Annotated in this window: 21 protein-coding genes; 3 read left to right on the top strand and 18 right to left on the bottom strand. The window is 54.5% G+C overall.

Annotated features, from left to right (window positions below):
- Positions 1 to 18: 18 nt before the first annotated feature.
- The 6 genes from NR195_RS10455 to NR195_RS10430 all read right to left on the bottom strand — a co-directional run bounded on the left by NR195_RS10455 (position 19) and on the right by NR195_RS10430 (position 6,646).
- Positions 19 to 516 carry a CinA family protein gene (locus NR195_RS10455; protein WP_010671076.1) on the bottom strand — a complete coding sequence of 166 codons (498 nt, stop codon included), beginning with the start codon at positions 514 to 516 and terminating at the stop codon, positions 19 to 21.
- 91 nt (positions 517 to 607) lie between these two features.
- Entirely contained in the window at positions 608 to 1,384 is a 777-nt protein-coding gene (locus tag NR195_RS10450; RefSeq protein ID WP_081113819.1) for a heme ABC transporter ATP-binding protein, read from the bottom strand.
- Complete coding sequence (locus NR195_RS10445) at positions 1,384 to 2,382, bottom strand: iron ABC transporter permease (protein ID WP_039388212.1); 999 nt, start codon at positions 2,380 to 2,382, stop codon at positions 1,384 to 1,386. The genes NR195_RS10450 and NR195_RS10445 overlap by 1 nt, the downstream gene beginning before the upstream one ends.
- On the bottom strand, positions 2,375 to 3,196 hold the full coding sequence (locus NR195_RS10440) for a hemin ABC transporter substrate-binding protein (protein WP_111534617.1): 822 nt from the start codon (positions 3,194 to 3,196) through the stop codon (positions 2,375 to 2,377). The genes NR195_RS10445 and NR195_RS10440 overlap by 8 nt, the downstream gene beginning before the upstream one ends.
- On the bottom strand, positions 3,193 to 4,224 hold the full coding sequence (locus tag NR195_RS10435; RefSeq protein WP_256844496.1) for a hemin-degrading factor: 1,032 nt from the start codon (positions 4,222 to 4,224) through the stop codon (positions 3,193 to 3,195). The genes NR195_RS10440 and NR195_RS10435 overlap by 4 nt, the downstream gene beginning before the upstream one ends.
- 49 nt (positions 4,225 to 4,273) lie before the next feature.
- Positions 4,274 to 6,646: a TonB-dependent receptor domain-containing protein gene (locus NR195_RS10430; RefSeq protein ID WP_256844495.1), complete on the bottom strand. Its 2,373-nt coding sequence runs from the start codon at positions 6,644 to 6,646 to the stop codon at positions 4,274 to 4,276.
- 239 nt (positions 6,647 to 6,885) lie between these two features.
- Here NR195_RS10430 and NR195_RS10425 point away from each other — a divergent pair, with 239 nt between their 5' ends.
- Positions 6,886 to 7,182, top strand: coding sequence for a SelT/SelW/SelH family protein (locus NR195_RS10425; RefSeq protein ID WP_010248912.1), 297 nt, complete (start codon positions 6,886 to 6,888; stop codon positions 7,180 to 7,182).
- Positions 7,183 to 7,190: 8 nt separating this feature from the next.
- On the opposite strand, the gene NR195_RS10420 is transcribed toward NR195_RS10425, so the two are convergent.
- The 8 genes from NR195_RS10420 to NR195_RS10385 all read right to left on the bottom strand — a co-directional run bounded on the left by NR195_RS10420 (position 7,191) and on the right by NR195_RS10385 (position 14,173).
- Positions 7,191 to 7,730 carry a PadR family transcriptional regulator gene (locus NR195_RS10420; protein ID WP_256844494.1) on the bottom strand — a complete coding sequence of 180 codons (540 nt, stop codon included), beginning with the start codon at positions 7,728 to 7,730 and terminating at the stop codon, positions 7,191 to 7,193.
- Between the two features lie 72 nt (positions 7,731 to 7,802).
- A complete protein-coding gene (locus tag NR195_RS10415) occupies positions 7,803 to 8,585 on the bottom strand; it encodes a siderophore-interacting protein (RefSeq protein ID WP_306278181.1) in 783 nt (260 codons plus the stop codon).
- 331 nt (positions 8,586 to 8,916) lie between these two features.
- Positions 8,917 to 9,111: a hypothetical protein gene (locus NR195_RS10410; protein ID WP_010671084.1), complete on the bottom strand. Its 195-nt coding sequence runs from the start codon at positions 9,109 to 9,111 to the stop codon at positions 8,917 to 8,919.
- A 218-nt stretch (positions 9,112 to 9,329) separates the two neighbouring features.
- Entirely contained in the window at positions 9,330 to 10,199 is an 870-nt protein-coding gene (locus NR195_RS10405; protein WP_122889627.1) for a helix-turn-helix domain-containing protein, read from the bottom strand.
- A gap of 218 nt (positions 10,200 to 10,417) precedes the next feature.
- Positions 10,418 to 10,591, bottom strand: a complete 174-nt coding sequence (locus NR195_RS10400) for a DUF2474 domain-containing protein (RefSeq protein WP_010671086.1) — start codon at positions 10,589 to 10,591, stop codon at positions 10,418 to 10,420.
- Between the two features lies 1 nt (position 10,592).
- A complete protein-coding gene (gene cydB, locus NR195_RS10395; RefSeq protein ID WP_010248926.1) occupies positions 10,593 to 11,597 on the bottom strand; it encodes a cytochrome d ubiquinol oxidase subunit II in 1,005 nt (334 codons plus the stop codon).
- 1 nt (position 11,598) lies between these two features.
- The gene (locus NR195_RS10390; RefSeq protein ID WP_010671087.1) at positions 11,599 to 13,011 is read right to left on the bottom strand and encodes a cytochrome ubiquinol oxidase subunit I; all 1,413 of its coding nucleotides are present in this window, start codon (positions 13,009 to 13,011) and stop codon (positions 11,599 to 11,601) included.
- A gap of 781 nt (positions 13,012 to 13,792) precedes the next feature.
- Positions 13,793 to 14,173: a helix-turn-helix domain-containing protein gene (locus NR195_RS10385; RefSeq protein ID WP_010248931.1), complete on the bottom strand. Its 381-nt coding sequence runs from the start codon at positions 14,171 to 14,173 to the stop codon at positions 13,793 to 13,795.
- A 98-nt stretch (positions 14,174 to 14,271) separates the two neighbouring features.
- On the opposite strand from NR195_RS10385, the gene NR195_RS10380 reads away from it, so the two are divergent.
- Both NR195_RS10380 and treF read left to right on the top strand, forming a co-directional pair.
- Positions 14,272 to 15,129, top strand: coding sequence for an SDR family oxidoreductase (locus tag NR195_RS10380; RefSeq protein WP_256844492.1), 858 nt, complete (start codon positions 14,272 to 14,274; stop codon positions 15,127 to 15,129).
- Between the two features lie 351 nt (positions 15,130 to 15,480).
- Positions 15,481 to 17,139: an alpha,alpha-trehalase TreF gene (gene treF / locus NR195_RS10375; protein ID WP_045139632.1), complete on the top strand. Its 1,659-nt coding sequence runs from the start codon at positions 15,481 to 15,483 to the stop codon at positions 17,137 to 17,139.
- An 80-nt stretch (positions 17,140 to 17,219) separates the two neighbouring features.
- Here the strand turns inward: treF and NR195_RS10370 are convergent, their stop codons facing one another.
- The 4 genes from NR195_RS10370 to NR195_RS10355 form a co-directional block, all read right to left on the bottom strand.
- Complete coding sequence (locus NR195_RS10370) at positions 17,220 to 17,726, bottom strand: ferritin-like domain-containing protein (protein ID WP_033758779.1); 507 nt, start codon at positions 17,724 to 17,726, stop codon at positions 17,220 to 17,222.
- A 10-nt stretch (positions 17,727 to 17,736) separates the two neighbouring features.
- Entirely contained in the window at positions 17,737 to 18,219 is a 483-nt protein-coding gene (locus tag NR195_RS10365; RefSeq protein ID WP_111534623.1) for a ferritin-like domain-containing protein, read from the bottom strand.
- Positions 18,220 to 18,721: 502 nt separating this feature from the next.
- Complete coding sequence (locus NR195_RS10360) at positions 18,722 to 18,886, bottom strand: general stress protein (protein ID WP_004571242.1); 165 nt, start codon at positions 18,884 to 18,886, stop codon at positions 18,722 to 18,724.
- Positions 18,887 to 19,630: 744 nt separating this feature from the next.
- Positions 19,631 to 20,596, bottom strand: coding sequence for a sensor domain-containing diguanylate cyclase (locus NR195_RS10355; RefSeq protein WP_256844491.1), 966 nt, complete (start codon positions 20,594 to 20,596; stop codon positions 19,631 to 19,633).
- Between the last annotated feature and the right edge of the window lie 260 nt (positions 20,597 to 20,856).

The raw sequence follows: 20,856 nt of genomic DNA, 5'->3' as shown, positions 1-20,856 counted from the left end.
AAGGCGCGTTTCGCGCCTTTAACGATCGGCTCGCTGCAGCCGTTTTATGAGTCCTTCCAGCGCGAACTGTGTCCCCTGCTCCATCACCGATTTCGGATCGCCGCTGAACTGATGGCACTCCGCTTCGTCTCTGCCGTCGGGCAATACCCAGCCAAACCAGATGGTGCCCGCCGGTGTACCATCTTCGCCGCCATCCGGTCCGGCATAGCCGGTAATGGATAATCCCACCGGCTCGCCGGAGCGGGCGCAGGCGCCCTGCACCATCTCCCGCGCCGTCTGTTCGCTCACCGCCGTATGCTGTTTCAGCGTGTCAGGGCGCACCCCCAGCAGACGGATTTTGGCATTTTCGCTGTAGGTCACAAAGCCGCTGGTATAAAAGTCTCCGCTGTTTTCCACCGCGGCCAGCGTCATGCTGATCAGCCCGGCGGTACAGGATTCGGCGGTCGCCAGATGAAGTCCGGAAGAGAGTAAAATATTCCCCAGTTGCTCAGCGGTCTGATCTAATGATTTTGCCATTATGGTCTCCTTGAATCTGTCCGGAACTCCAGGTATAGCGCAAAATCAGCGAATAAAACCGCGCAAGGCGATGTTTTTAAAGCGAAACGGTCTAAATACGCAGCTGGATATGCGGCTGTCCACTCCCGGTATGCGCCACTACCTGCAGATCGGCCTGGTACCAGCGCGTCAGCGTCGCTTCCGTCATCACCGTCTGCGGCGAGCCTTGTGCCACCAGTCGGCCTGCGTGCAGCAGCAGTATGCGATCGGCCCACAATGAGGCCTGATTAAGGTCATGTAACACGGTACAGACGGTGAGATCTCCGGCGCGCGTCAGCTGGCGTAATAAACGCAGGGTTTGCTGCTGCCAGAAGAGATCCAGCGCCGAAGTCGGCTCATCCAGAAACAGCCAGCCGCGTGGTCTTCCCTCATGCCAGAGCTGTGCCAGCACCCGCGCCAGCTGCACCCGTTGTTGTTCACCGCCGGAGAGCTGGCGGTAATCGCGCTGCGCCAGCCCTTCACAACCTGTCAGCCGCATAACCTCAGCCACAATCTGCGACGTCTGCGCCTCCGGCCAGGGCGCACGGCCCATCGCCACGACCGACTGCGCAGACTGTGAAAACGTCAGGTTGTTCTGCTGGCGCATCACTGCCCGGCGTCGTGCCAGCTGCTCACGCGGCCATGCCGTCAGCCGTCGATCGCCCAGCCAGCACTCGCCCCGATCGGGCGACAGAAATCCCGTCAGCATCCGCAATAGCGTCGACTTACCTGCGCCGTTGGGGCCAATCAGCGCCACCAGCTCGCCACCTGACAGCGTAACATCGAGATTATCGATAACAGTTTTGCCGCCGCGCGCGAGACACAACCCCCTGGCCTGTAAAATGTCCATCACTCCAGCCCTCGCTGTTGACGCAGAATCAGCCAGAGAAACCACGGACCACCAATCAGGCTGGTCAGCAACCCCACCGGCATCTCGGCCGGAACCACCAGAGTGCGCGCCAGCGTATCGGCCAGCAGCAGCAGAATCGCCCCCGCCAGCGCTGAGCCGGGCAGCAGCCAGCGATGATCGCCGCCAAGGCAAAAACGCATCACGTGTGGCACCACCAGTCCGACGAAGCCGATCACGCCGCTGACCGAGACCGCCGTACCGACCAGCAACGCACTGAGGATCAGCAGCTGATGCTGAGTACGCTTCACATCAACGCCCATGTAGTGCGCATCCTCTTCGCCCGCCTGCAGCAGGTTAAGGTGGCGGGCGCGAGTCTGTAACAGCAGCAAGGCTGGCAGAATCAGCAGCAGGCAGATCAGCAGTGCGGGCCACTGTGCCTGGCTGAGGCTTCCCATGCCCCATAGCGACAGCTGGCGCAGCTGCTGGTCGTTGCTCAGCCATGACAGCACGCCTACCGCTGCCCCGCACAACGCATTAATCGCAATGCCGACCAGCAACAGCCGCGAAAGATTGCCGCGCGCCAGCCGACTGAAACTGAAGATCAGCAGTGTAACCAGCAGGCTGCCGATAAACGCGGCGATCATCGGTAGCCACAATGCCAGCGGTGCTGGCAACGTCAGCGGAATAATGATTGCCAGCGCCACCGCCAGTCCCGCCCCGCTGCTGATCCCCAGCAGACCGGGATCGGCCAGTGGGTTACGAAAAACACCCTGCATCACTGCGCCAGAGACTGCCAGCGCCATGCCCATCACCACCGCCAGCAGCACGCGCGGCAGGCGAATATCCAGCCAGATCTGCCAGATAAGATCGCTGAGCGGTGCCTGCCACAGCGCCCGCACTGAAAGCGACATCGCCCCCAGATTTGCCGCCAGCATCATCGCCACCAGCAGGAAGATCAGCATCAGCATCAGGCCACGCAGCGCATTATCCTTAATCATGGTTTAGCGATTCCGCCGCCTGGCGCAATTTCACGATTGCCCGTGGCGTATCAAGGCCAAACCCCAGCAGTGCCATGGTGTCGATCACCAGCAGACGATGCTGCTGCCCGGCAGGCGTCAGCGCCAGACCCGGTAACTGCCACAGTTGCGCTTCGCCGCCCAGGGTTTTCAGGCCATCCTCGCCTATTACCACCAGATCCGGCGCGGCGGCGATCACCCCTTCCTGCGACAGTGCCTGATAGTGCGGCACCGGGCCCATAGCATTCTCCAGCCCGGCGCTGCGAATGGCGCCATCGGCCGCAGTCTGATTTCCAGCCGCCATCGACTTCATGCCGCTGTTCGCCATGATGTAGAGCACTTTTACCGGCAGCGGTTGCTGCGGCAACTGGCGAATCTGCTGCGTCATTTGCTGCGCCAGTGCCTGAGCTTCGCTTTCACGCTGCAGCGCCTGGCCCACAGTGATAATTTTCTGCGGAATTGCCTGCAGGCTGCTGTCGCCGCTGACCGTGACCACCCTGACGCCCGCGCGGGCAATCTGTTGCAGCACCAGCGACGGTTGCGCCTGCGCGCTGGCGATCACCAGTGTCGGTTTCAGTGCCAGAATGCCTTCGGCGTTGAGCTGACGCATATAACCCACGTCCGGCAGTCGGGCGGCCTGCGCCGGACGCAGACTGGTGCTGTCGCGCGCCACCAGCTGTGACTGGGCATCCAGCGCATAGATAATCTGAGTAACGTCACCGCCAATCGACACCACCCGCTCCGCCGCCAGTGATGGCAGCGTCATCAGCAGCCATAACAGCATCGCTCTTTTCATGCCGCCGCTCCCGGCGTGCGGAGTGCGCCAATCTGCTCGCGCCAGCGTGACTGCTCTGGCGTACCTTCCGTGCGCTGACCGTAGAGCTGGGCGATCTGCGTGCCGTCGGCGGCGAACAGTTCCAGGCTGGTAACAAAGCCATCGCCCGTTGGCTTGCGTGTTACCCAGCTTTCGCAGATCTGATCAGCCATCAGATGCAGGGTGAACTTCGGATTGAAGATGTTGAGCCAGTTTTCCACTGGCTGCAGCTTCTCTACCCTGCCGGTGAAAATCTGAGTACAGCCACGGTTGCCGACAAAAATCATAATTTCATTGCCCGCCTGCTGTGCCATCTGTAGCAGGCGCTCAAGCGCGTCGTTGCCGGTCTGCCAGGCGAGATCCTCACCCACCGCGCGAAACGCCTGCGGCCGTGACACCTGGTGGCGCTTCAGCAACGCGAAAAACTGATGAACATCGGTCATGGCGCGCCATTCACGGTCGATGGCGGTGGCATCAATCGCCTCCGTCAGGGGAGCAGCGGCAACCGGCTCAACCACGAGCGGCGTCGCCGCGGCGTCGGTAAAGTCGGCGATCAGCGTCTGCCACACTGCCATGTTGGTCTGCTCCGTGGCGTAAACTTTCAGCACCGCATCGCCATGACGATCAAAAATCTGAATGCTGTGACGAACGCCCTGCCCGGTCGGCTCCTGCAGAGCAAAGGCGCTGCACCACTGACCGACGAACAGGCGCAGATCGAGCGCACGGGGATTAAGCACCAGGCCACCATGCGCGCCAATCTGCACATTGTGGTATTCACCCAGATGTTCATGTACCGCATAAGCGTTACGGGTAATGTTTTTGGTTTCGCCGACTGCGCCCAGTGCCTTCAGCAACGCCGGAAAATCGCGTTTCAGCGCCACGGCATCAACGCCGATGCGCGCTTCACACAATTCCGCTTCGCTGATGCCGATCAGCGCGGCCAGGTCGCGGGCATATTTGTTCGGTTGTTCACCTTTAAGGACAAGATAGTGCTGATAAATCGGGTTCATGACTCAGGCTCTCTTAGTAATGCCCTGCATCAGCGCAGGGCGACGGCTATCAAAAATCGACGTTAACACCTAACTGGAAAGTACGGCCCGGCATCACGGCCAGCGCCTGATCGTTGCGCTCCTGCTGAGTGGCGCTGGTCAGTTCACGGCTGCTGAGGTAATCCCGGTATTTGCGATCGGTTATGTTGTAAAGCCCGCCACTCAGCCTGACGTTGTGCGCGACGCGCCAGTAAGCGGTCATATCTACCATGCCATAACCCGGCACCCGCATGTAATCGGTGCTGGAGTCGGCCAGGCTGCTGCCGTTGTTAGCGAAGCTTTCGCGGTTAGTCGCACTGGCTTGCTTACCTTTGACAAAGGTAGCGGTAACGGCGGCACCGTAGCCGCGCGCCTCATCATCCCAGGCGAGTCCGACGATCGCTTTCATCGGGGCAACACTCTCAAGGTCGATGTAGCGGTCACCAAGGTAGCTCGACTTTGCCGCGCCCTGCGTATAACCAAACGCCAGATTGGCGCTCAGACCTTCGACCTCGCTGAACCAGCTGCCGAAGTTCACTTTACTGCTGATTTCAGCCCCGTAGATGTAGGCTTTATCGCGGTTCTCCGCCTGATAGGTGGTGTAAATGTTGGCAGGCACATTGACGAACTGACCCGGATTAGCCGCCCGGCTGTAGCGGGTAAAGGCAATAAAGTTTTTATAGTCGTTATAAAAAGCGGCAGCGTTAAGCGTGACGCCTTTTGCCACCTCTCCTTTTACACCCCACTCGTAGTTGTTGCTGGTTTCGGTTTTCAGATCTGCATTACCAATCAGCGCATACTGCGCGGTGCCGGCATAGCTGGAGCCAAGGTTCCATGAACCATAAAGCTGCGTATCGTTGGGGAACTGCGCGCCACGGGTATATTGCAGATAAGTCATCAGCTTCGGTGTCAGATCGTACTGGAAGGCAATCGAGGGCAATATCTGGGTGTCGCTGTTTGGCGACCCATAGAGCGCTGAAACTTCGCTGGCGTCGAGCACGCTACTGTTCGTGGTCAGCGTTGCCACATCACGCGGTCGGGTGTTCTGATAGGCCACGCGCGCGCCTGGCACGATGGCCGCCCGATGTCCGTCAGCATCGAAGCTGATGGTATCCTGCAGATAACCACCCACGCTGTAGCTGCGACTGTTAGCCTGCGGCTGCATGATCGCAGTAAAAGTACTGGCTGGCGGTGACTGACGGAAAGGTCGCTCAGTATCCACCAGGCGCGCATTCAGCCCGGCACTCAGTTCATGTCGCCCGACGCTTTTAAGCGCGCGGGTGTCAAAACCGAAGCTGTCGCTGTTGTAATCGGAATAGACGGTTTGCCTGGCGGTGGCACTCGACGGCATCCGGGTGTTGTCATGCGCCTGGGTCTGCTGCCAGTAAATGCGGGTCGTCAGGCTGTCGACCAGGTCATTGTAAGGGGTGTACTCATCCGCCAGGCTGATGCCCCAGCGGCGGGTATCACTCTGCTGCTGTGCCGTCCCCCAGACTGTATTGCCTGAAGTGCTCCAGCTGTCGTAATGGCTGTGGTGGGTTTTGTGATAGTAATCGACCGTCGCGCTGAGCTTGTGAGCATCATTGGGCTGCCAGATGCCGGAGGTCATAAAGGCGTCGGAGTGCCAGTTAGCGGGATACGCATCCAGCGTATCGCTGTTGTTACGGGTCTGCTGTCCGTCACGGCGACTGTAAACAAAGATGCCGCGCAGTTCATCGTCACCGGCAGCGGCGGTGATGCCGTTATGCCAGCTGCGACTGGATGAGTCATAGTCGCTCTGATAACTGAACGCGGTCGCTTTTCCGGGATGCAGGTAATCGTCGGGAGACTTATTACGGAACGAGACGTTGCCGCCAATCGAGGTGTTCGGCTGTTCCACTGCTGTGGCGCCCTTCTCAATCTCAATACGGCCAAACATATAAGGATCGATGTAATCGCGGCCAATGCCAAAGCTGTCGAGACCTGCGCGTCCTACATAGCTGCGGCCAGTGGCCTGCGGCAACGGAATGCCGTCCACATCCAGACCGACGCGGTTGCTCTCGAGGCCACGAATGTTGTAGCCGGTATAACCGGCCCGATCAAAACCGCTCTTACCGGCTGATGAACCGCCACGGGTACCGGTAGCACTGATCAGCGGTTCATAGCGCATGATCGATCCAAAGTCAGTGGCACCACGCTGTTGCAGATCGCTGGCAGAGAGCGAGGTTTTACTGCCTGCCGTTTTTTTGATTTCCGGTGCTGTCACCGTCATTACCGGTTCGGCACTGCTGCCATAGCGATCAGAAAGGGTTAGCGTGGCAGATTCACTGCCCGCAGCATAAGTGCAGGTGGTATTGATGAAGGTGGCGAGCAACGCCAGTTGAGTCAGACGCGGTTGCGTCAATCTCCGAAAACGTGGTGACATAGGCGCGAATTACCTGATTAATTGTTAGTATTCGCTCACTTGCTTGCTGGCAACAGTAAAACGGCTCCGCATAAAAGCCGTGAAAAGTCAGAACATCATGCTGGTGTAGTAATTATCGCCCGGAATTTAATGCAACTGATAATCATTATCAATCTTATTTACATTTAGATGTAAACCACAGCGCACAAATTGTTAACCCGAATGCATTGGCATTTATCAACACGTAAAGGAATAGAGTTATGGCGCAAAAACCTGTGGTTGTTATTCACTACTGTATGCAATGCAACTGGCTGATGCGGTCAGCGTGGATGGCACAGGAACTTCTGCATACGTTCGCTGAGGATCTGGCGGAGGTGACGCTGAAACCGGGCACCGGCGGTATCTTTGAGATTACGCTGGATGAGCATCTGCTGTGGGAACGTAAGCGGGATGGTGGCTTCCCGGATGCGACCACGCTGAAACAGCGTGTGCGGGACATCTGCTTCCCGGATCGTACGCTGGGCCACATCGACAAACACAAAACTGAAGTCAGCTAACTCCGAGATTAGCTGAGGGTGATTTTTTCTGCCGCGTCGTGCAGCGCCTTAATCAGCGTCTGCAGCGCGGCTTCTGAGATATCTTCCTGCGCAAGCCGCCGGTTCAGCGCGACCTTCAGCCCATGAATCGCCTGCTCAACAGCAGGAATGCTGCGGTTATTGACCAGAATTGCCAGCGTAGAGAGCCGTGTAATCAGGCTGGTGACCGTTTCACGGTTCTCTGCCAGCTGCGCTTCTCCCGATGCCGTCAGGCGGTAGGCTTTACGCGTTGCCTGCGCATCCACCACCTGAATCGCCTCCATCTCTTCCAGCAGCGTCAGGTTGGGATAAATGATCCCCGGACTGGGCGAATACTCTCCCTTTGACAGCTCCTCGACAGACTTGATCAGCTCATAGCCGTGAGCGGCATTCTGCGCCAGGAAATGGAGCATCAGCAGGCGAATCTCACTTGCTTCCAGCATCTTTTCACGTCGCTTGCGCCGTCCGCTGCAACTGCCTGCGCGCGCAGTCTGATCCTCAGATGAAGTGGAAGTCGGATGCTGTTTCATGGCCTGCCCTGCTGCGAAAAAGTGGGATTGATGGTAGTGCGCCGCCTGGCAAAACTCAATTGCCTTAGCGACTTACTTATGGTGCCAGTAGGCCACCGCCCGTACGAAGTCACTGTTGAGGCCGCGCTGCACCGTGAAGTAGTCACACAGCGCTTTAACAAACTCACCTTCGCCGGTCAGCCAGACAAAGTAATCTTCCGTCGGGATAGTGATCTGATCCAGCCGGGCAATCAGCTGGCTGAGCTGCGCTTTCTGCATCTGGCCGCTGCCGAGCCAGTTTGTCGTCACATCAGCCGTATCAGATAAATAGTCGCGGCCCGTCGCTTCATCGGTAAAGGCATAGAGATGCAGCGCCTGCGCCCGGACGTCACGCTGACGGCGCGCAAAAGCCGGCAGCCCGGTTTCATCACAGACGTAGAGCTGGAATGCGTAATCGGTCGGCACCACCAGCGAGCCGCGTGGCCCGCCGACAATCAACCGATCGCCAGGCTGCGCCTGAGTTGCCCAGTCACTGGCTACGCCCTGCTCATGAATATAAAAATCGAGGGTCAGTGAAGATTCACCATCGAATTCCAGCGGTGTGTAATCACGCGCCTGCGGACGCAGCCCTTCGGGCCAGACAATCCCCGCATCGGTAATTTGTGGCAGAGCCAGTGTGGCCCCTTCAGCGGAAGGGAAGAAAACCTTAATGTGGTCATCAAAGCCTGGCGACGTAAAGCCCGCCAGATCGCTACCGCTGAACCGGATGCGCCAGAATTTACCGGCAATGTTAGTTTTACTCGCGACCTGAATATGACGGAAACGCAATTCATTACGGACGCGCTGTGGTACACGCTGATCGGCTGATACAGGCAAAATTTCTCTCCTGAAACGAGATGGATGCCCGTGACTCAAGGGCATGCTGATAATAATGGAATAACAATCATTCTCATCTGAAGTGCCAAGATTAGCTATGATATATCTTCACTACAAGAACGAAAAATGCGATCCAGCGGTTTAAGATATATTTTATGCCTGTACGGGTGTGCGTAGTGCAGACGAAGAGCGGCCCTGATAAGAGCGTTCAGTGAGAGGTAAGCAGCAGGTGCGGCGTGTTTACGGGGGCAGGCAGAGAAGGCGGAAACTGTCCGGCTCCTGACGAGCCGGGCATGATGTTGCGCCACAGATTCTGGCAGCGCATGACCACTTACAGTGTGTCGTTGAATCCGGAGAGGGAAGGATTGCTGCTGGTGTGTTCCGGCAGCTCACCATCGCCCAGAATTTCATGCTGGGTGGCCTGAGAGTGCGGATGCAGTCCGGCAGGAGGTGAAAAAGGTTCAGCCTGTTGTGCCATCGCCATGACAGGCAATGCCAGGATCAGTGAAATCATTAAGCGTCGCATAGTTGTCTTCGTTTGTTTTTTTGACCAGAAAAGGCCTGAAATGCAGGTAAATATTCCAGCCCTGGCACAGATGCACGATGATTCAGGCATGGCAGGGTTTCGGGAGAGGATTTTACGCCAGAACGGCGAGTTATTTTATAAAATCGTGCGGTTTGTCACGGTTTACCGCACGAATTATGCATTAACAGGGTCGGGAGCCACACACCCTGCCCTGCTTGCTACGCCTGCATCACCGGAATAGAAAAAACGCCGCTCAGCCAGTCGGGCTTACAGTGCGCAAAATCGAGACGCAGCAGATCTTTACCCGGACGACGTGACACACCCAGTGCTGGCAGATGCTGATAGTAGATATCCTCGATAAAGCGTGTCAGCTGCTCCGGGCTGCCGCTCCAGCGGATCGACGCATAGAGTCCACTAACCTCGCTCCAGCTGGCGGTGTTGTCACCCAGCAGCCCGGCATGTTGCGGCTCCAGCGCCTGAAACAGGCTGATATTTTGCTGATCAGCAGAGCTATGGCCCGGGCCATACTGAAAGCCTAACCAGCCATGCGACACGCGGCCGCCCGCCAGCGCCACCAGTTGCCGCGCCTGTTCAGCCACCCGGTGATCGCGATCGGCAATGTAATCGCCAAACTTACACTCCCACTCCAGCGTTTCTCCGCACAGATGCAGCTCTTCCTCACGCTCCACCAGCGTTGCACGCTCTGCCAGCGATCGCACCAGAATGCGGCCATGGAAGTTTTTAACCGGCAAATGGGGAATACGGCGAAACGCGCCAGGCGTCAGCGAAAAGTGACCTTTGAATACCCGGGTAAAATTTTGCTGGTTATCAAAACCAAAACGTACGGCGATATCGATCAGCGTCATGCGGGTCAGACGCAGCGCCATAGCGGCCATCGTCAGACGCCGTTTACGGGTGTAAGCCGCCAGGGTCTGTCCGGTCATCTCCTTAAACATGCGCTGCATGTGCCATTTGGAATAACCTGACTTGAGGGTAATCTGATCGATATTAAGATCGTCGGTGAGATTGGCTTCAATCCACTCGACCAGATCGTTGATGTGCTGTTTTTTAATGGCCTGACTGAGCATGATGGCGATTTACGACGCGGGTTAGGACTGGGATTTCAGTTACAAAAGGATAACAAAAATCGCAAATCGGTGTAAGGAAAGGGTAAGCATTGCGCGCCCGTTCAGGGCGTTTCCGCATTAATTGCTTAGGTTACTAACTAAAAAAGGCTGACTGTCGTCAGCCTTCTGATTATTGATAAAAACTGCGCCGGATAGCTGTAAGACGGAGCCTGCGACAACTAATGACTGCGCATTCCGGCCGCTGTCATCATCATACGGAACAGCGAGGCGACAACGCCCAGCGCCAGCACGCTGGCGGCATAGATAAACACCAGCCACATCACACGCTTCCACCATGGCGCTTTCGTTTCTTCATTGTGATTGTGGTCTTTCATGCTGCTGAGGCTTTTCATATCAATGATATCCTGCGTCTGCTTTGATTTTTCCACGGAACACGTAGTAGCTCCAGAAGGTGTAGCCCAGGATCATCGGGATAATCAGCAGGCTACCCACCAGCATAAAGGCCTGGCTCTGCGGCGGTGAGGCGGCAGCCCAGATGGTCACTGATGGCGGAATAATGTTTGGCCAGATACTGATGCCCAGCCCGGAGAAGCCCAGGAAGATCAGCGCCAGCGTCAGCAGGAACGGTGAATAGTGCGCCTCGCGCTTAATAGCGCGCACAATGCCCCAGGAACAGAGCAGCACCAATACCGGAACCGGCAGGAACAGGAACAGGTTGGGTTTGCTGAACCAGCGATGCGCGATATCCGCATGCGCAAACGGTGTCCACAGGCTGATGATGCCGATAATCACTAACAGCGCAATCACCAGCGGCGTAGCCAGCGCAGACATTTTACGGTGCAGCTCATTCTCGGTCTTCATGATAAGCCAGGTGCAGCCCAGCAACGCGTAGGCAACAACCAGACCCACGCCGCAGAACAGCGGGAACGGTGCCAGCCAGTCCATTGCGGAACCGGCAAAACGGCGTCCCTCAACCGGAATACCATCCAGCAACGCACCCACGGCCACACCCTGACTGAAGGTGGCGATGACTGAACCGGCAATAAACGACTTATCCCAGAACGCCCGATGGCCTTCTACCGCCTTGAAACGGAACTCAAAGGCGACACCACGGAAAATCAGGCCAATCAGCATAGCGGTCAGCGGAATCGACAGCGCATCGGCAATCACCGCATAGGCCAGCGGGAACGCGCCGAACAGGCCAGCGCCACCCAGAACCAGCCAGGTTTCATTTCCGTCCCAGACCGGCGCGACGGTGTTAACCATCATGTCGCGCTCGCCAGCATCTTTATTGAACGGGAACAGCAGACCAATACCCAGGTCGAAGCCATCCATCACGATATACATCAGGGTTGCGAAAACGATAATCGCAAACCAGATAACGGAATAATCGATCATCTTAGTGGTCTCCATCCTTAAAGGTGGCAGCGGAAAGCGGACGCGCCGGGGTTTTCTTCTGACCAGGACCACCCTCTTCGGTGATATGGCCTTCGCCGGTAACCGGTCCCTGCTTAATCAGACGCATCATGTAGTGATACCCCACGCCGAACACCGAGCTGTAGACCAGAATAAAGGCCAGCAGGCTGATGCTCATGTGCATATCCCCATGTGCCGAGACCGCATCAATCGTGCGCTGCACGCCATAGACCACCCACGGCTGACGACCGATTTCAGTGGTAAACCAGCCTGCCAGAATCGCAATCAGACCCGATGGCCCCATCAACAGCGCAAACCACAGGAAAGGACGCGACTCATAGAGACGCCCTTTAAAACGCAGCCACAGGCTGACTACGCCCAGCGTAATCATCAGCAGGCCCAGCGCCACCATCACGCGGAAGGACCAGAAGATGACCGTTGAATTAGGCCGGTCCTCTTTCGGGAAGGACTTCAGCGCCGGGACCTGCTTGTCCAGGCTATGCGTCAGAATCAGGCTGCCAAGATAAGGCACCTCCAGCGCATACTTGGTACGTTCCTGCTCCATGTCGGGGATCCCGAACAGGATCAGCGGTGTGGCTTCCCCCGGTGGGTTTTCCCAGTGCCCTTCAATCGCCGCGATTTTGGCAGGCTGGTGTTCCAGCGTATTCAGACCATGAGCATCACCAATCATCGCCTGAATCGGCGCGACAATCAGTGCCATCCACAACGCCATTGAGAACATCTTGCGGATTGCGGGATTGTTATTCCCCTTCAGCAGATGCCAGGCCGCCGACGATCCCACAAAGAAAGCACTCGCCAGGAACGCCGCTACAGACATATGGAACAGGCGATAAGGGAATGAGGGGTTAAAGACGATTTTGAACCAGTCCTGCGGAACCACGATGCCATTCTGGATGATGTAGCCCTGAGGCGTATGCATCCAGCTGTTAGAGGCCAGGATCCAGAAGGTGGAAATCAGCGTACCAAGGGCGACCATGCAGGTGGCAAAGAAGTGCAGCCCGGGACCCACGCGATTCCAGCCAAACAGCATCACGCCCAGGAAGCCCGCTTCCAGGAAGAACGCCGTCAGTACTTCATAGGTCAGCAGCGGACCGGTAATACTGCCAGCAAACTCCGAGAAGCCGCTCCAGTTCGTCCCGAACTGATAAGCCATGACCAGTCCTGATACCACACCCATGCCGAAGTTAACGGCAAAGATTTTCGACCAGAAGTGGTAGAGATCGCGATAGGTGTGATCGCGGGTTTTGAGCCACATACCTTCGAGCACGGCCAGAAAACTGGCGAGACCGATGGTGATGGCGGGAAAGATAATATGGAAGGAAACAGTAAATGCGAACTGAATCCTGGCCAGATGAAAGGCATCTAATCCGAACATTGCTTACCTCTTTGCCACATAGAACACCATGTATTTACTTATAATTAACAACTTAAGCCTGATGCGCCTGGTTCTCTGCGCTTATTGAAATTCCCGCCGCAAATTTAAAACTATTCGCGGCGAGGAAATAGAAACAGTGGGGTTAATGAAAACTATAACAGTCTTTATTGATTCTGATCATTGTTTTTGACGGGAATTATTTATTTAAAAATAAGGCCTAAAGGTTAATCAGAGCGTGTTTATGTGTCGTTAATGTTACGGTAATTTGTACTTTAAAAATCGATCGCGCTAAAGTGAACCTTGCCCGCAAATTTCCTTCAACAGGCTGTTTTCAGACACTATTTTGTTATAAACCCTGATTGAGTAAAGGTCAAATTTTAGAGCCCCCAAATTAAATACCCTTATTTTTTAACAGGTTAAAAGAGTAAACAGTTACCTCTGCCGCTTTGTTTGCTTTTTGGCTTTTGCCTGGCTAATGCAGCAATAACTTCAGACAGAAAAAACGCAGAACGGCGCTTTTAAGCGCCATCAGAGATGTTAATAAAATGAGTCAAAAAGAAGGTGTGAATTAACAGCACGCTGCGGGCAGTCGATTATTCCGGGCCAGAGATTCATAAAACGATTTAATAACCAGCAACCGTGCGAAAAGAGCGCCGGGATTATTTGCCCTGCCGTTACGTTATCGCGGTTGCAGGAAGTGAGATAACAGACAAATGGGGTCAGAAATTTTGCAGCGAGTATACCCATGCCGTCACGTTATGACGGCTGATACAGGGTGATTTTACTCTGCCGCAGATTTTTCGCGCTGTGCCAGAATCCGGCTCAGGTTCAGCTCCAGCCAGTCAGCCAGCCCCACAACCTGTTCACCGACTTCGCGTCCAAGCGGGGTTAAGCGATATTCCACGTGCGGTGGCACCACATCGTAGGCGATACGCTGCACGAAGCCATCTTCTTCCAGGTAGCGCAGATTCTGCGCCAGCATCCGCTCGCTGACGCCACCGACCGTCCGGCGCAACGCGCTGAAGCGCAGCGTCTGGTCCTGCAGGGCCAGCAGAATTAATACGCTCCAGCGGCTGGTCACGCGTTTTAGCACGTCACGTGACGGGCAGTTGACGTTGAGCAATTCGCCGCGGATAAATTTTTCACTCATTTTTTCAGACATTTAACTTACCCATTTCAAACTAACAATTCTGTAAGTACTTACTAAAAATTAGTTTATACACTAGTCTGAATTTCACCAACAGCCACAGGAGTATTAACATGATTGCAGTTACAGGTGCCACCGGCCAGCTGGGCCGTTTCGTGATTGATGCATTACTGAAAAAAGTCCCGGCGGGAGAAATTGTTGCCGCCGTCCGTACGCCTGCCAAAGCGGCCGATCTTGCGGCGCTGGGCGTTATTGTCCGTCAGGCCGATTATGGCCAGCCAGAGACGCTGGAGACCGCTTTTGCAGGCGTGGATAAGCTGCTACTGATCTCCGGTAGTGAAGTAGGCCAGCGTGAAGCACAGCATAAAGCCGTCATCGAGGCTGCTCGTGCGGCGGGCGTGGGCTTTATCGCCTATACCAGCCTGCTGCATGCGGATACCTCGCCGCTGGGCCTGGGCGTTGAACACCGTGCAACAGAAGCGCTGCTGAAAGCCTCTGGCATCCCGTTCGCCCTGCTGCGTAACGGCTGGTACAGCGAGAACTACGCAGCCAGCATCCCACCGGCGCTGGCGCATCATGCGTTTATTGGCGCAGCGGGTGAAGGTCGTATCGCCTCGGCAGCGCGTCAGGATTACGCTGAAGCGGCGGCAGAAGTGATGACCCGTGAGGATCAGGCGGGCAAAGTGTATGAACTGGCAGGCGACGACAGCTACACGCTGGCGCAGTTTGCTGCGGAGATTGCCGCACAGAGCGGTGAAAAGGTTGATTACGTCAATCTCTCTCAGAGTGAGTTTGCGGCGGCGCTGAAAAATGCAGGCCTGCCAGAAGGTCTGGCGGAAATGCTGGCAGATTCCGATGCCGGTGCAGAGAAAGGCGGTTTGTTCGATGACTCCCGTCAGCTGAGCCAGCTCATCGGTCGCCCCACCACCACCTGGCAGGCAGTCATTCGCGCGGCACTGGCAAATCATTAATTCTGTCGTTCATGAGCGGACAATCGGGTCCGCTCACCTCACTCTCCTGTCCGAATTCCCGTTGGGTATGCCACTTTCTGCACTCTTTGCGGCTGCTGTTTCTTTTACAAAATGTGAATAAACGCCAGTTTTCTTCAGGTTAAATTTTTTTATTCAGGTCGCTAAGAGATTCATCTGAAATGCGTTTTTTGTGAACAGCGTTATATTTGGTTGAATTGTCTGGAATTTATCCAAAAACCTCGATTAATCGACAATATTTATTACGTTCATAGATATTCTGCATTGTTGTTCCGGGGGAGGAGAGGTCTATAATTTGTCCTTTGTGCAACCACGACCGCTCAGGAGGCCGTTATTAATACCCATCGCCAGCAACAAAATGCACTTGAAGAGGTTCGTGCCGGGGCGGAAGTTGAGTATCAATACGATCCCCATGAACTGAAGCTGGATCGCATGCAGGATTCTGAACCGGAGCCGGAGCTGATTGAAGGCTTGCCGGCGCCGGATGCGCTGACCCCTGCCGATCGTTATCTGGAACTGTTTGAACATGTTCAGATGTCGCGGATTTTCGAGGACAGCAAAACCTTCCCCGACTGTTCGCCCAAGTACGATCCGCTGGATGTGCTGATGCGCTATCGTCGACAGAAACGCAGCAGTGATTTTGACCTGTCGCGTTTTGTCGCCGATCACTTTTATCTGCCTGGCGTAAACGAAAGCTTTTATGTCTCCAACCCGGATAAAACGCTCAATGAGCATATCGACGACCTGTGGCCGGTTCTGACCAAAATGCCGCAGCAGCATATGCCGCACTCATCGCTGCTGCCATTACCCAAACCCTATGTGGTGCCGGGCGGACGTTTTGGCGAAACCTACTACTGGGACTCTTACTTCACCATGCTCGGCCTGGCAGAATCGGGCCGCGACGATCTGCTGCGTCACATGGCGGATAACTTTGCCTGGCTGATCGATAACTACGGTCATGTGCCAAACGGCAACCGTACCTATTACCTCAGCCGCTCGCAGCCGCCGGTGTTTGCCCTGATGGTTGAGCTGTTCGAAGAAGATGGCGTGCGCGGTGCTAAGCGCTATCAGGAACAGCTGATGAAGGAATACCAGTTCTGGATGGACGGTGCCGGTTCACTGATGCCGAACCAGGCTTATCGTCACGTGGTGCGGATGCCAAACGGCTCACTGCTGAACCGCTACTGGGATGACCGCGATACGCCGCGCGATGAGTCGTGGATCGAAGATGTGGAAACCGCCCGCGAATCGAAACGTCCGGCCAGCGAAGTGTATCGTGACCTGCGTGCCGGAGCGGAATCGGGCTGGGATTACTCCTCGCGCTGGCTGCGTAACCCGAAACGGCTGTCGAGCATCCGTACCACGCAGTTTATTCCTATCGATCTGAACTCGTTCCTGTACAAGCTGGAGCTGATGATCGCCACCCTGTCGCACGCGAAAGGCGAAGAGCTGACCGCGCTGGCCTGGCAGAAAAAAGCGGAAGCGCGCAAGCGTGCGATTACCCGTTATCTCTGGGACAGCACCGCCGGTGTGTTCCGTGACTACGACTGGCGTCGGGAGCGTTTCGGTGCCTTTACCGTCGCTTCCGTGGTGCCGCTGTTTGTCGGTCTTGCAACGCCGCACCAGGCGCACCTGCAATCGATCTCGCTGCGCCATCTGCTATTGAGCAACGGCGGCCTGCTGACCTCAATGGTGGAAAGCGGTGAGCAGTGGGATCGACCCAACGGCTGGGCACCGATGCAGTGGATGGCGGTTGTTGGCCTGAATAATTACGGTGAAGAGACGCTGGCGACTGAAGTGGCAGTGAACTGGCTCAACACGGTCAACAACTTCTATCAGTTGCACCATAAGCTGGTAGAGAAGTATGACATCAGCGGCGAGCGCGCCCGTCCTGGTGGCGGTGGTGAGTATCCGTTACAGGATGGATTCGGCTGGACTAACGGCGTTACACGTAAGCTGATGACGATGTATGGGCATTTAATGGCTGACTGAGTATCGCAGCCGGTAAACCTTTAAAACGCAAAAAGCCGGGTTATCCCGGCTTTTTCATGTTTCATGCAGGCTATTCAGCGCTACTTCTTCGCTTCAGTACCTGGTTGTGACGCACGTTGCAGGAACTGCTGTGTCACTTCAGGCAGGTGCTGCAGCAGCCACTCCGCCATCGCCACTTCCTGATCGCGGATCTCATTCAGTATGCGCACGCCCTGCGCATCACCGACCTGCTCAGCCGCGGCGATCAGGCTGGTGTAGCTGGCGATCTCGGCATTTTCGAATACATAGCCACTGATAGCGCCCTTCACCACTTCATCTGAGTTAAACATGCCGCCCACGGCCTGGCCGGTGGCTGCCATTTTGCCCATCGCATCTTTCATTACAGAGTGATCGATACCGTGGCTGTCGAGCAGCTGTTCCAGCAGAGTCAGCTGATGTTTAGTTTCATCCAGATGTTGCGCCAGACGCTGTTCCAGCGCCGGATAGTGTTCAAGACGACCTGACATCTTGCTCAGCATGCTTTCTGCTTGTTTTTCCATCGCATGCGCATCGCGCAGCCAGTCGTGATAATGTTCAATCGCAGTCATGTATTACTCCTTAAGAGACGGTAATAGACTCGGCTACCGAGGTGAGCTTCTCATCCGTTTGCTTCTCTTCATTCAGGGTTTCTTCCAGCAGCTGCGCGGCTTTGGTGTAACCCAGCTTCAGCGCCAGCGCATGCAAAGTGCCGTATGTAGCAATCTCATAATGCTCAACTTTCTGCGCTGCACCGATCAGTCCATGATCGCGAATCTCGCCCTTCTCGACCGAGTCGATAATTTCCTGCGCTTCTTCAACCAGACCTTCCAGCGCATGACATTTCATTCGTTTGATTTTGACTTCAGGTGTTACTTCCACCAGTTCGTCGAGTCGTTCAATCTGAGCACGGGTCTCTTCCAGATGCTGATTAAACGCAGCGATAAGATTTTCGTCACTGGCTGCACGCGCCATTTTAGGCAATGCACGGGTTATCTGCTTCTCAGCGCTGTATACATCGGATAAGTCATGGATGAACAGATCGTTTAACGTTTTCACTGTCATAAGATAGCCTCATTGATTAAAAAGCTGCGTCTGTAATAACGCAGCGCCAGTCATATCGTTGACACCTGAAAAGTCTAGTGGAGATTCTTAATATCACACGCTGCATCAGTATGAATTTAAGACAAAAGTGGCATGTAAAATGCATTTTCCTTTTTACAGCAAAGATTTAGCTGAATAATGTTTTTATCGTTGCCGCTTCGTTAGCTGCGCTGGATTTTGTACAAAGTAATAAATCGTTGTATACATTTTTAAGATTAACTGAATAAAAAAGTACCAGTCAAAAACTTACCTGTACAAAGTTGTATTTAACCGTATAGCTTTAATCGATCGGAAATAAAAAACCGGAAGGGTAAACCCTTCCGGTTCAATTAACAGGTCCCGCCATTGCCAATGATGGAGCAATGACATAATTCAGGGTGTAATTATCTTCACGAGGAACTAAACAGATTCAAAATGCCCGGCTAACAGAGTAACCCTGCCGTCACAGCAGTGTTAAAGACGTTCAGCTCCGGCGGCTAACCTTACCTCCCTTGCGCCCCGCTTCAATGGCACGTTCAGGATCGTTCTTGAAGTTACCGCCGCTTTTCTGGCCTCCTTTGCGTCCTGCTTCAGCAGCACGCTCTTTGTCGGCCGCAAAATTCCCGGCCCCACCGCGATATTGAGTCATATGCGTCCTCTTTGAATTTTAAAAATTGGAATTTGCACAGTTAACGCTTCATCAGGCCGATTCAGCAACATAAATGTAGACAGAAAATCGGACCGATCAAGTGAGATAAATAAAAAACCCGTCACAGTTCTGGCTTAATGATCGTACTACCCTCAACCGAAATGATAACGGATTCCAACCATCGCTCTTTTCAATTCATAAAAGAGCCGCGGCATGAAAAATCTTTATAACGAAAATCGCCGCGCCCTATTAATCGATCATTTTCAAAAAAAGTCCAATTGAAAAAAATATAAGCGAAGCGGTAAATAGATAGATTAATCAACATCAGGTAGTGAAGATGATCAACAAACGATCAATTTCCCCAAGCGAAGCGCTAAATAGAAATCTGAAACCCTGCTTTTACGTCAAAAATAAGCGAAGCGTGAAGCATTGATGGCACCAGTTAAAAACAGCCGGAATCGATCAATAAACGATCAATTCTGCTGATTTAATGAAAATTTTTATTAAAAAGAGAGGTCAGATTTAGCGATGAAATTTGAATATAAGCGAAGCGGATGAATTTCTGCTTCCTGAAGGCAAAAAACAGGTTTTCGGAATAGTACTAAAAAGCATTTTCTGCGGGGATACGCATAAATTTTGCATGCCTGTGAAAAGGGGAACTCAACGTTATGAATGAGATGGCGCAAAGCCATGAGGGAAATAGTGCGTTAATGGCAGGCAAAATACATGCCCTGTTCAGCAGAGTCAGAGGGAGTCGGGAAAAGTGGAATCAAAAGCGACACCGCGCTTGCCATTTTTCTTGATGCGGTACATCGCTTCATCAGCACGCTGCAGTGCAGTATCAAAGTCATCTTTGTCCTGCGCCTGAGACACACCGACAGACGCCCCAATGAGGGCATGCCCGTTTGCCATATCAAAAGGTGTCATTACCGCGTCAAGACAGGCGTGCGCCAGTTTCTTTACCCGTGGATGGTTCAGCGCGCAGGGTATTAACAATACAAACTCGTCGCCGCCCAGTCGGCCAATGATCACTTCTGCCGGAGAGAGTTCCGTAAACCGCTGACTTAACTGGATGAGGACTTCATCTCCGCTGCGGTGCCCCAGGGTGTCGTTGACGTGTTTGAAGTTATCCAGGTCAATAAAGACCACGCAGAGCGGTCCCTGAGCTTTCATTTCACAGAAATAATTCTGTAGAGCATGACGATTGTTGAGCAGCGTAAGGGGATCGTGCAGCGCCAGCAGGGCGAGCTGCTCCTCATATTGCTTCTCTTTGGTCATATCGATGTGAGTGCCGATCACTTTAACCGGCTCTCCGTACGCATTCCATTCGCTGACCCGGCCCCGATCCAGCACCCACGTAATGCTGCCATTTTTGGCGATCATGCGGTGCAGGGCCTCGTAATAAGGCGCTTTCCCGGCGATGTGGTCGTTGAATGCCTGTAGAACGTCGGCGGCATCATCGGGATGCAGGCTCTCTTTCCAGGATTCAAAGTTGGCGTCGGTCTCTTTCGGCTGGAAGCCCAGCATCGCCCCCCAGCGCCGGTTGAAGATCACCAGTTTGCCGCTGGGAATATCCAGCTGCCACAGGAACAGCCCGGTACCATCCAGCGCCGCATTGAGTTTTGTGCGGGCGTCATGCGCTATACGCTTCAGACGCGCATTGTGCTTTTTGAGGTTCTGTATCTGCAGACGCAGCGCTTCTTCTGACATAACCGTGTGAGAGGAGGAAAAAGGGGTATTGTGCCTGTCAGGCTGATTCTGTAAAGGGTGGCTTATAAAACACGATTAGCCGCGGTCAATTGCAGGCTGGACAGGATATCAGGCGGTGCCAGTCTGGCAATGCAGCACAGAGGCAAACCTGGCAATTGGTTTCGCCATGAAATCTGTTTGTGTTGCTACAGGGTTGAGAAGTGGAATGGGCGCGGGAGAGGCGAAATTCGGAATGTTCGGGAATGGCGGGAGTCTGTCGA

It is taken from the genome of Pantoea sp. Ft-CA_14 (assembly GCF_024520875.1).
Classification (GTDB): Bacteria; Pseudomonadota; Gammaproteobacteria; order Enterobacterales; family Enterobacteriaceae; genus Pantoea; species Pantoea agglomerans.
This window is presented reverse-complemented; position numbering and strand designations above follow the sequence as displayed.

Coding starts and splice junctions, on each gene's coding strand:
- NR195_RS10450 (WP_081113819.1), bottom strand. CDS start 1,384: ATGGACATTTTACAGGCCAGGGGGTTGTGTCTCGCGCGCGGCGGCAAA.
- NR195_RS10455 (WP_010671076.1), bottom strand. CDS start 516: ATGGCAAAATCATTAGATCAGACCGCTGAGCAACTGGGGAATATTTTA.
- NR195_RS10430 (WP_256844495.1), bottom strand. CDS start 6,646: ATGTCACCACGTTTTCGGAGATTGACGCAACCGCGTCTGACTCAACTG.
- NR195_RS10410 (WP_010671084.1), bottom strand. CDS start 9,111: ATGCGACGCTTAATGATTTCACTGATCCTGGCATTGCCTGTCATGGCG.
- NR195_RS10385 (WP_010248931.1), bottom strand. CDS start 14,173: ATGTCTGAAAAAATGAGTGAAAAATTTATCCGCGGCGAATTGCTCAAC.
- NR195_RS10425 (WP_010248912.1), top strand. CDS start 6,886: ATGGCGCAAAAACCTGTGGTTGTTATTCACTACTGTATGCAATGCAAC.
- NR195_RS10365 (WP_111534623.1), bottom strand. CDS start 18,219: ATGACAGTGAAAACGTTAAACGATCTGTTCATCCATGACTTATCCGAT.
- NR195_RS10440 (WP_111534617.1), bottom strand. CDS start 3,196: ATGAAAAGAGCGATGCTGTTATGGCTGCTGATGACGCTGCCATCACTG.
- NR195_RS10405 (WP_122889627.1), bottom strand. CDS start 10,199: ATGCTCAGTCAGGCCATTAAAAAACAGCACATCAACGATCTGGTCGAG.
- NR195_RS10445 (WP_039388212.1), bottom strand. CDS start 2,382: ATGATTAAGGATAATGCGCTGCGTGGCCTGATGCTGATGCTGATCTTC.
- NR195_RS10360 (WP_004571242.1), bottom strand. CDS start 18,886: ATGACTCAATATCGCGGTGGGGCCGGGAATTTTGCGGCCGACAAAGAG.
- NR195_RS10420 (WP_256844494.1), bottom strand. CDS start 7,730: ATGAAACAGCATCCGACTTCCACTTCATCTGAGGATCAGACTGCGCGC.
- NR195_RS10355 (WP_256844491.1), bottom strand. CDS start 20,596: ATGTCAGAAGAAGCGCTGCGTCTGCAGATACAGAACCTCAAAAAGCAC.
- NR195_RS10435 (WP_256844496.1), bottom strand. CDS start 4,224: ATGAACCCGATTTATCAGCACTATCTTGTCCTTAAAGGTGAACAACCG.
- NR195_RS10400 (WP_010671086.1), bottom strand. CDS start 10,591: ATGAAAAGCCTCAGCAGCATGAAAGACCACAATCACAATGAAGAAACG.
- NR195_RS10390 (WP_010671087.1), bottom strand. CDS start 13,011: ATGTTCGGATTAGATGCCTTTCATCTGGCCAGGATTCAGTTCGCATTT.
- cydB (WP_010248926.1), bottom strand. CDS start 11,597: ATGATCGATTATTCCGTTATCTGGTTTGCGATTATCGTTTTCGCAACC.
- NR195_RS10380 (WP_256844492.1), top strand. CDS start 14,272: ATGATTGCAGTTACAGGTGCCACCGGCCAGCTGGGCCGTTTCGTGATT.
- NR195_RS10370 (WP_033758779.1), bottom strand. CDS start 17,726: ATGACTGCGATTGAACATTATCACGACTGGCTGCGCGATGCGCATGCG.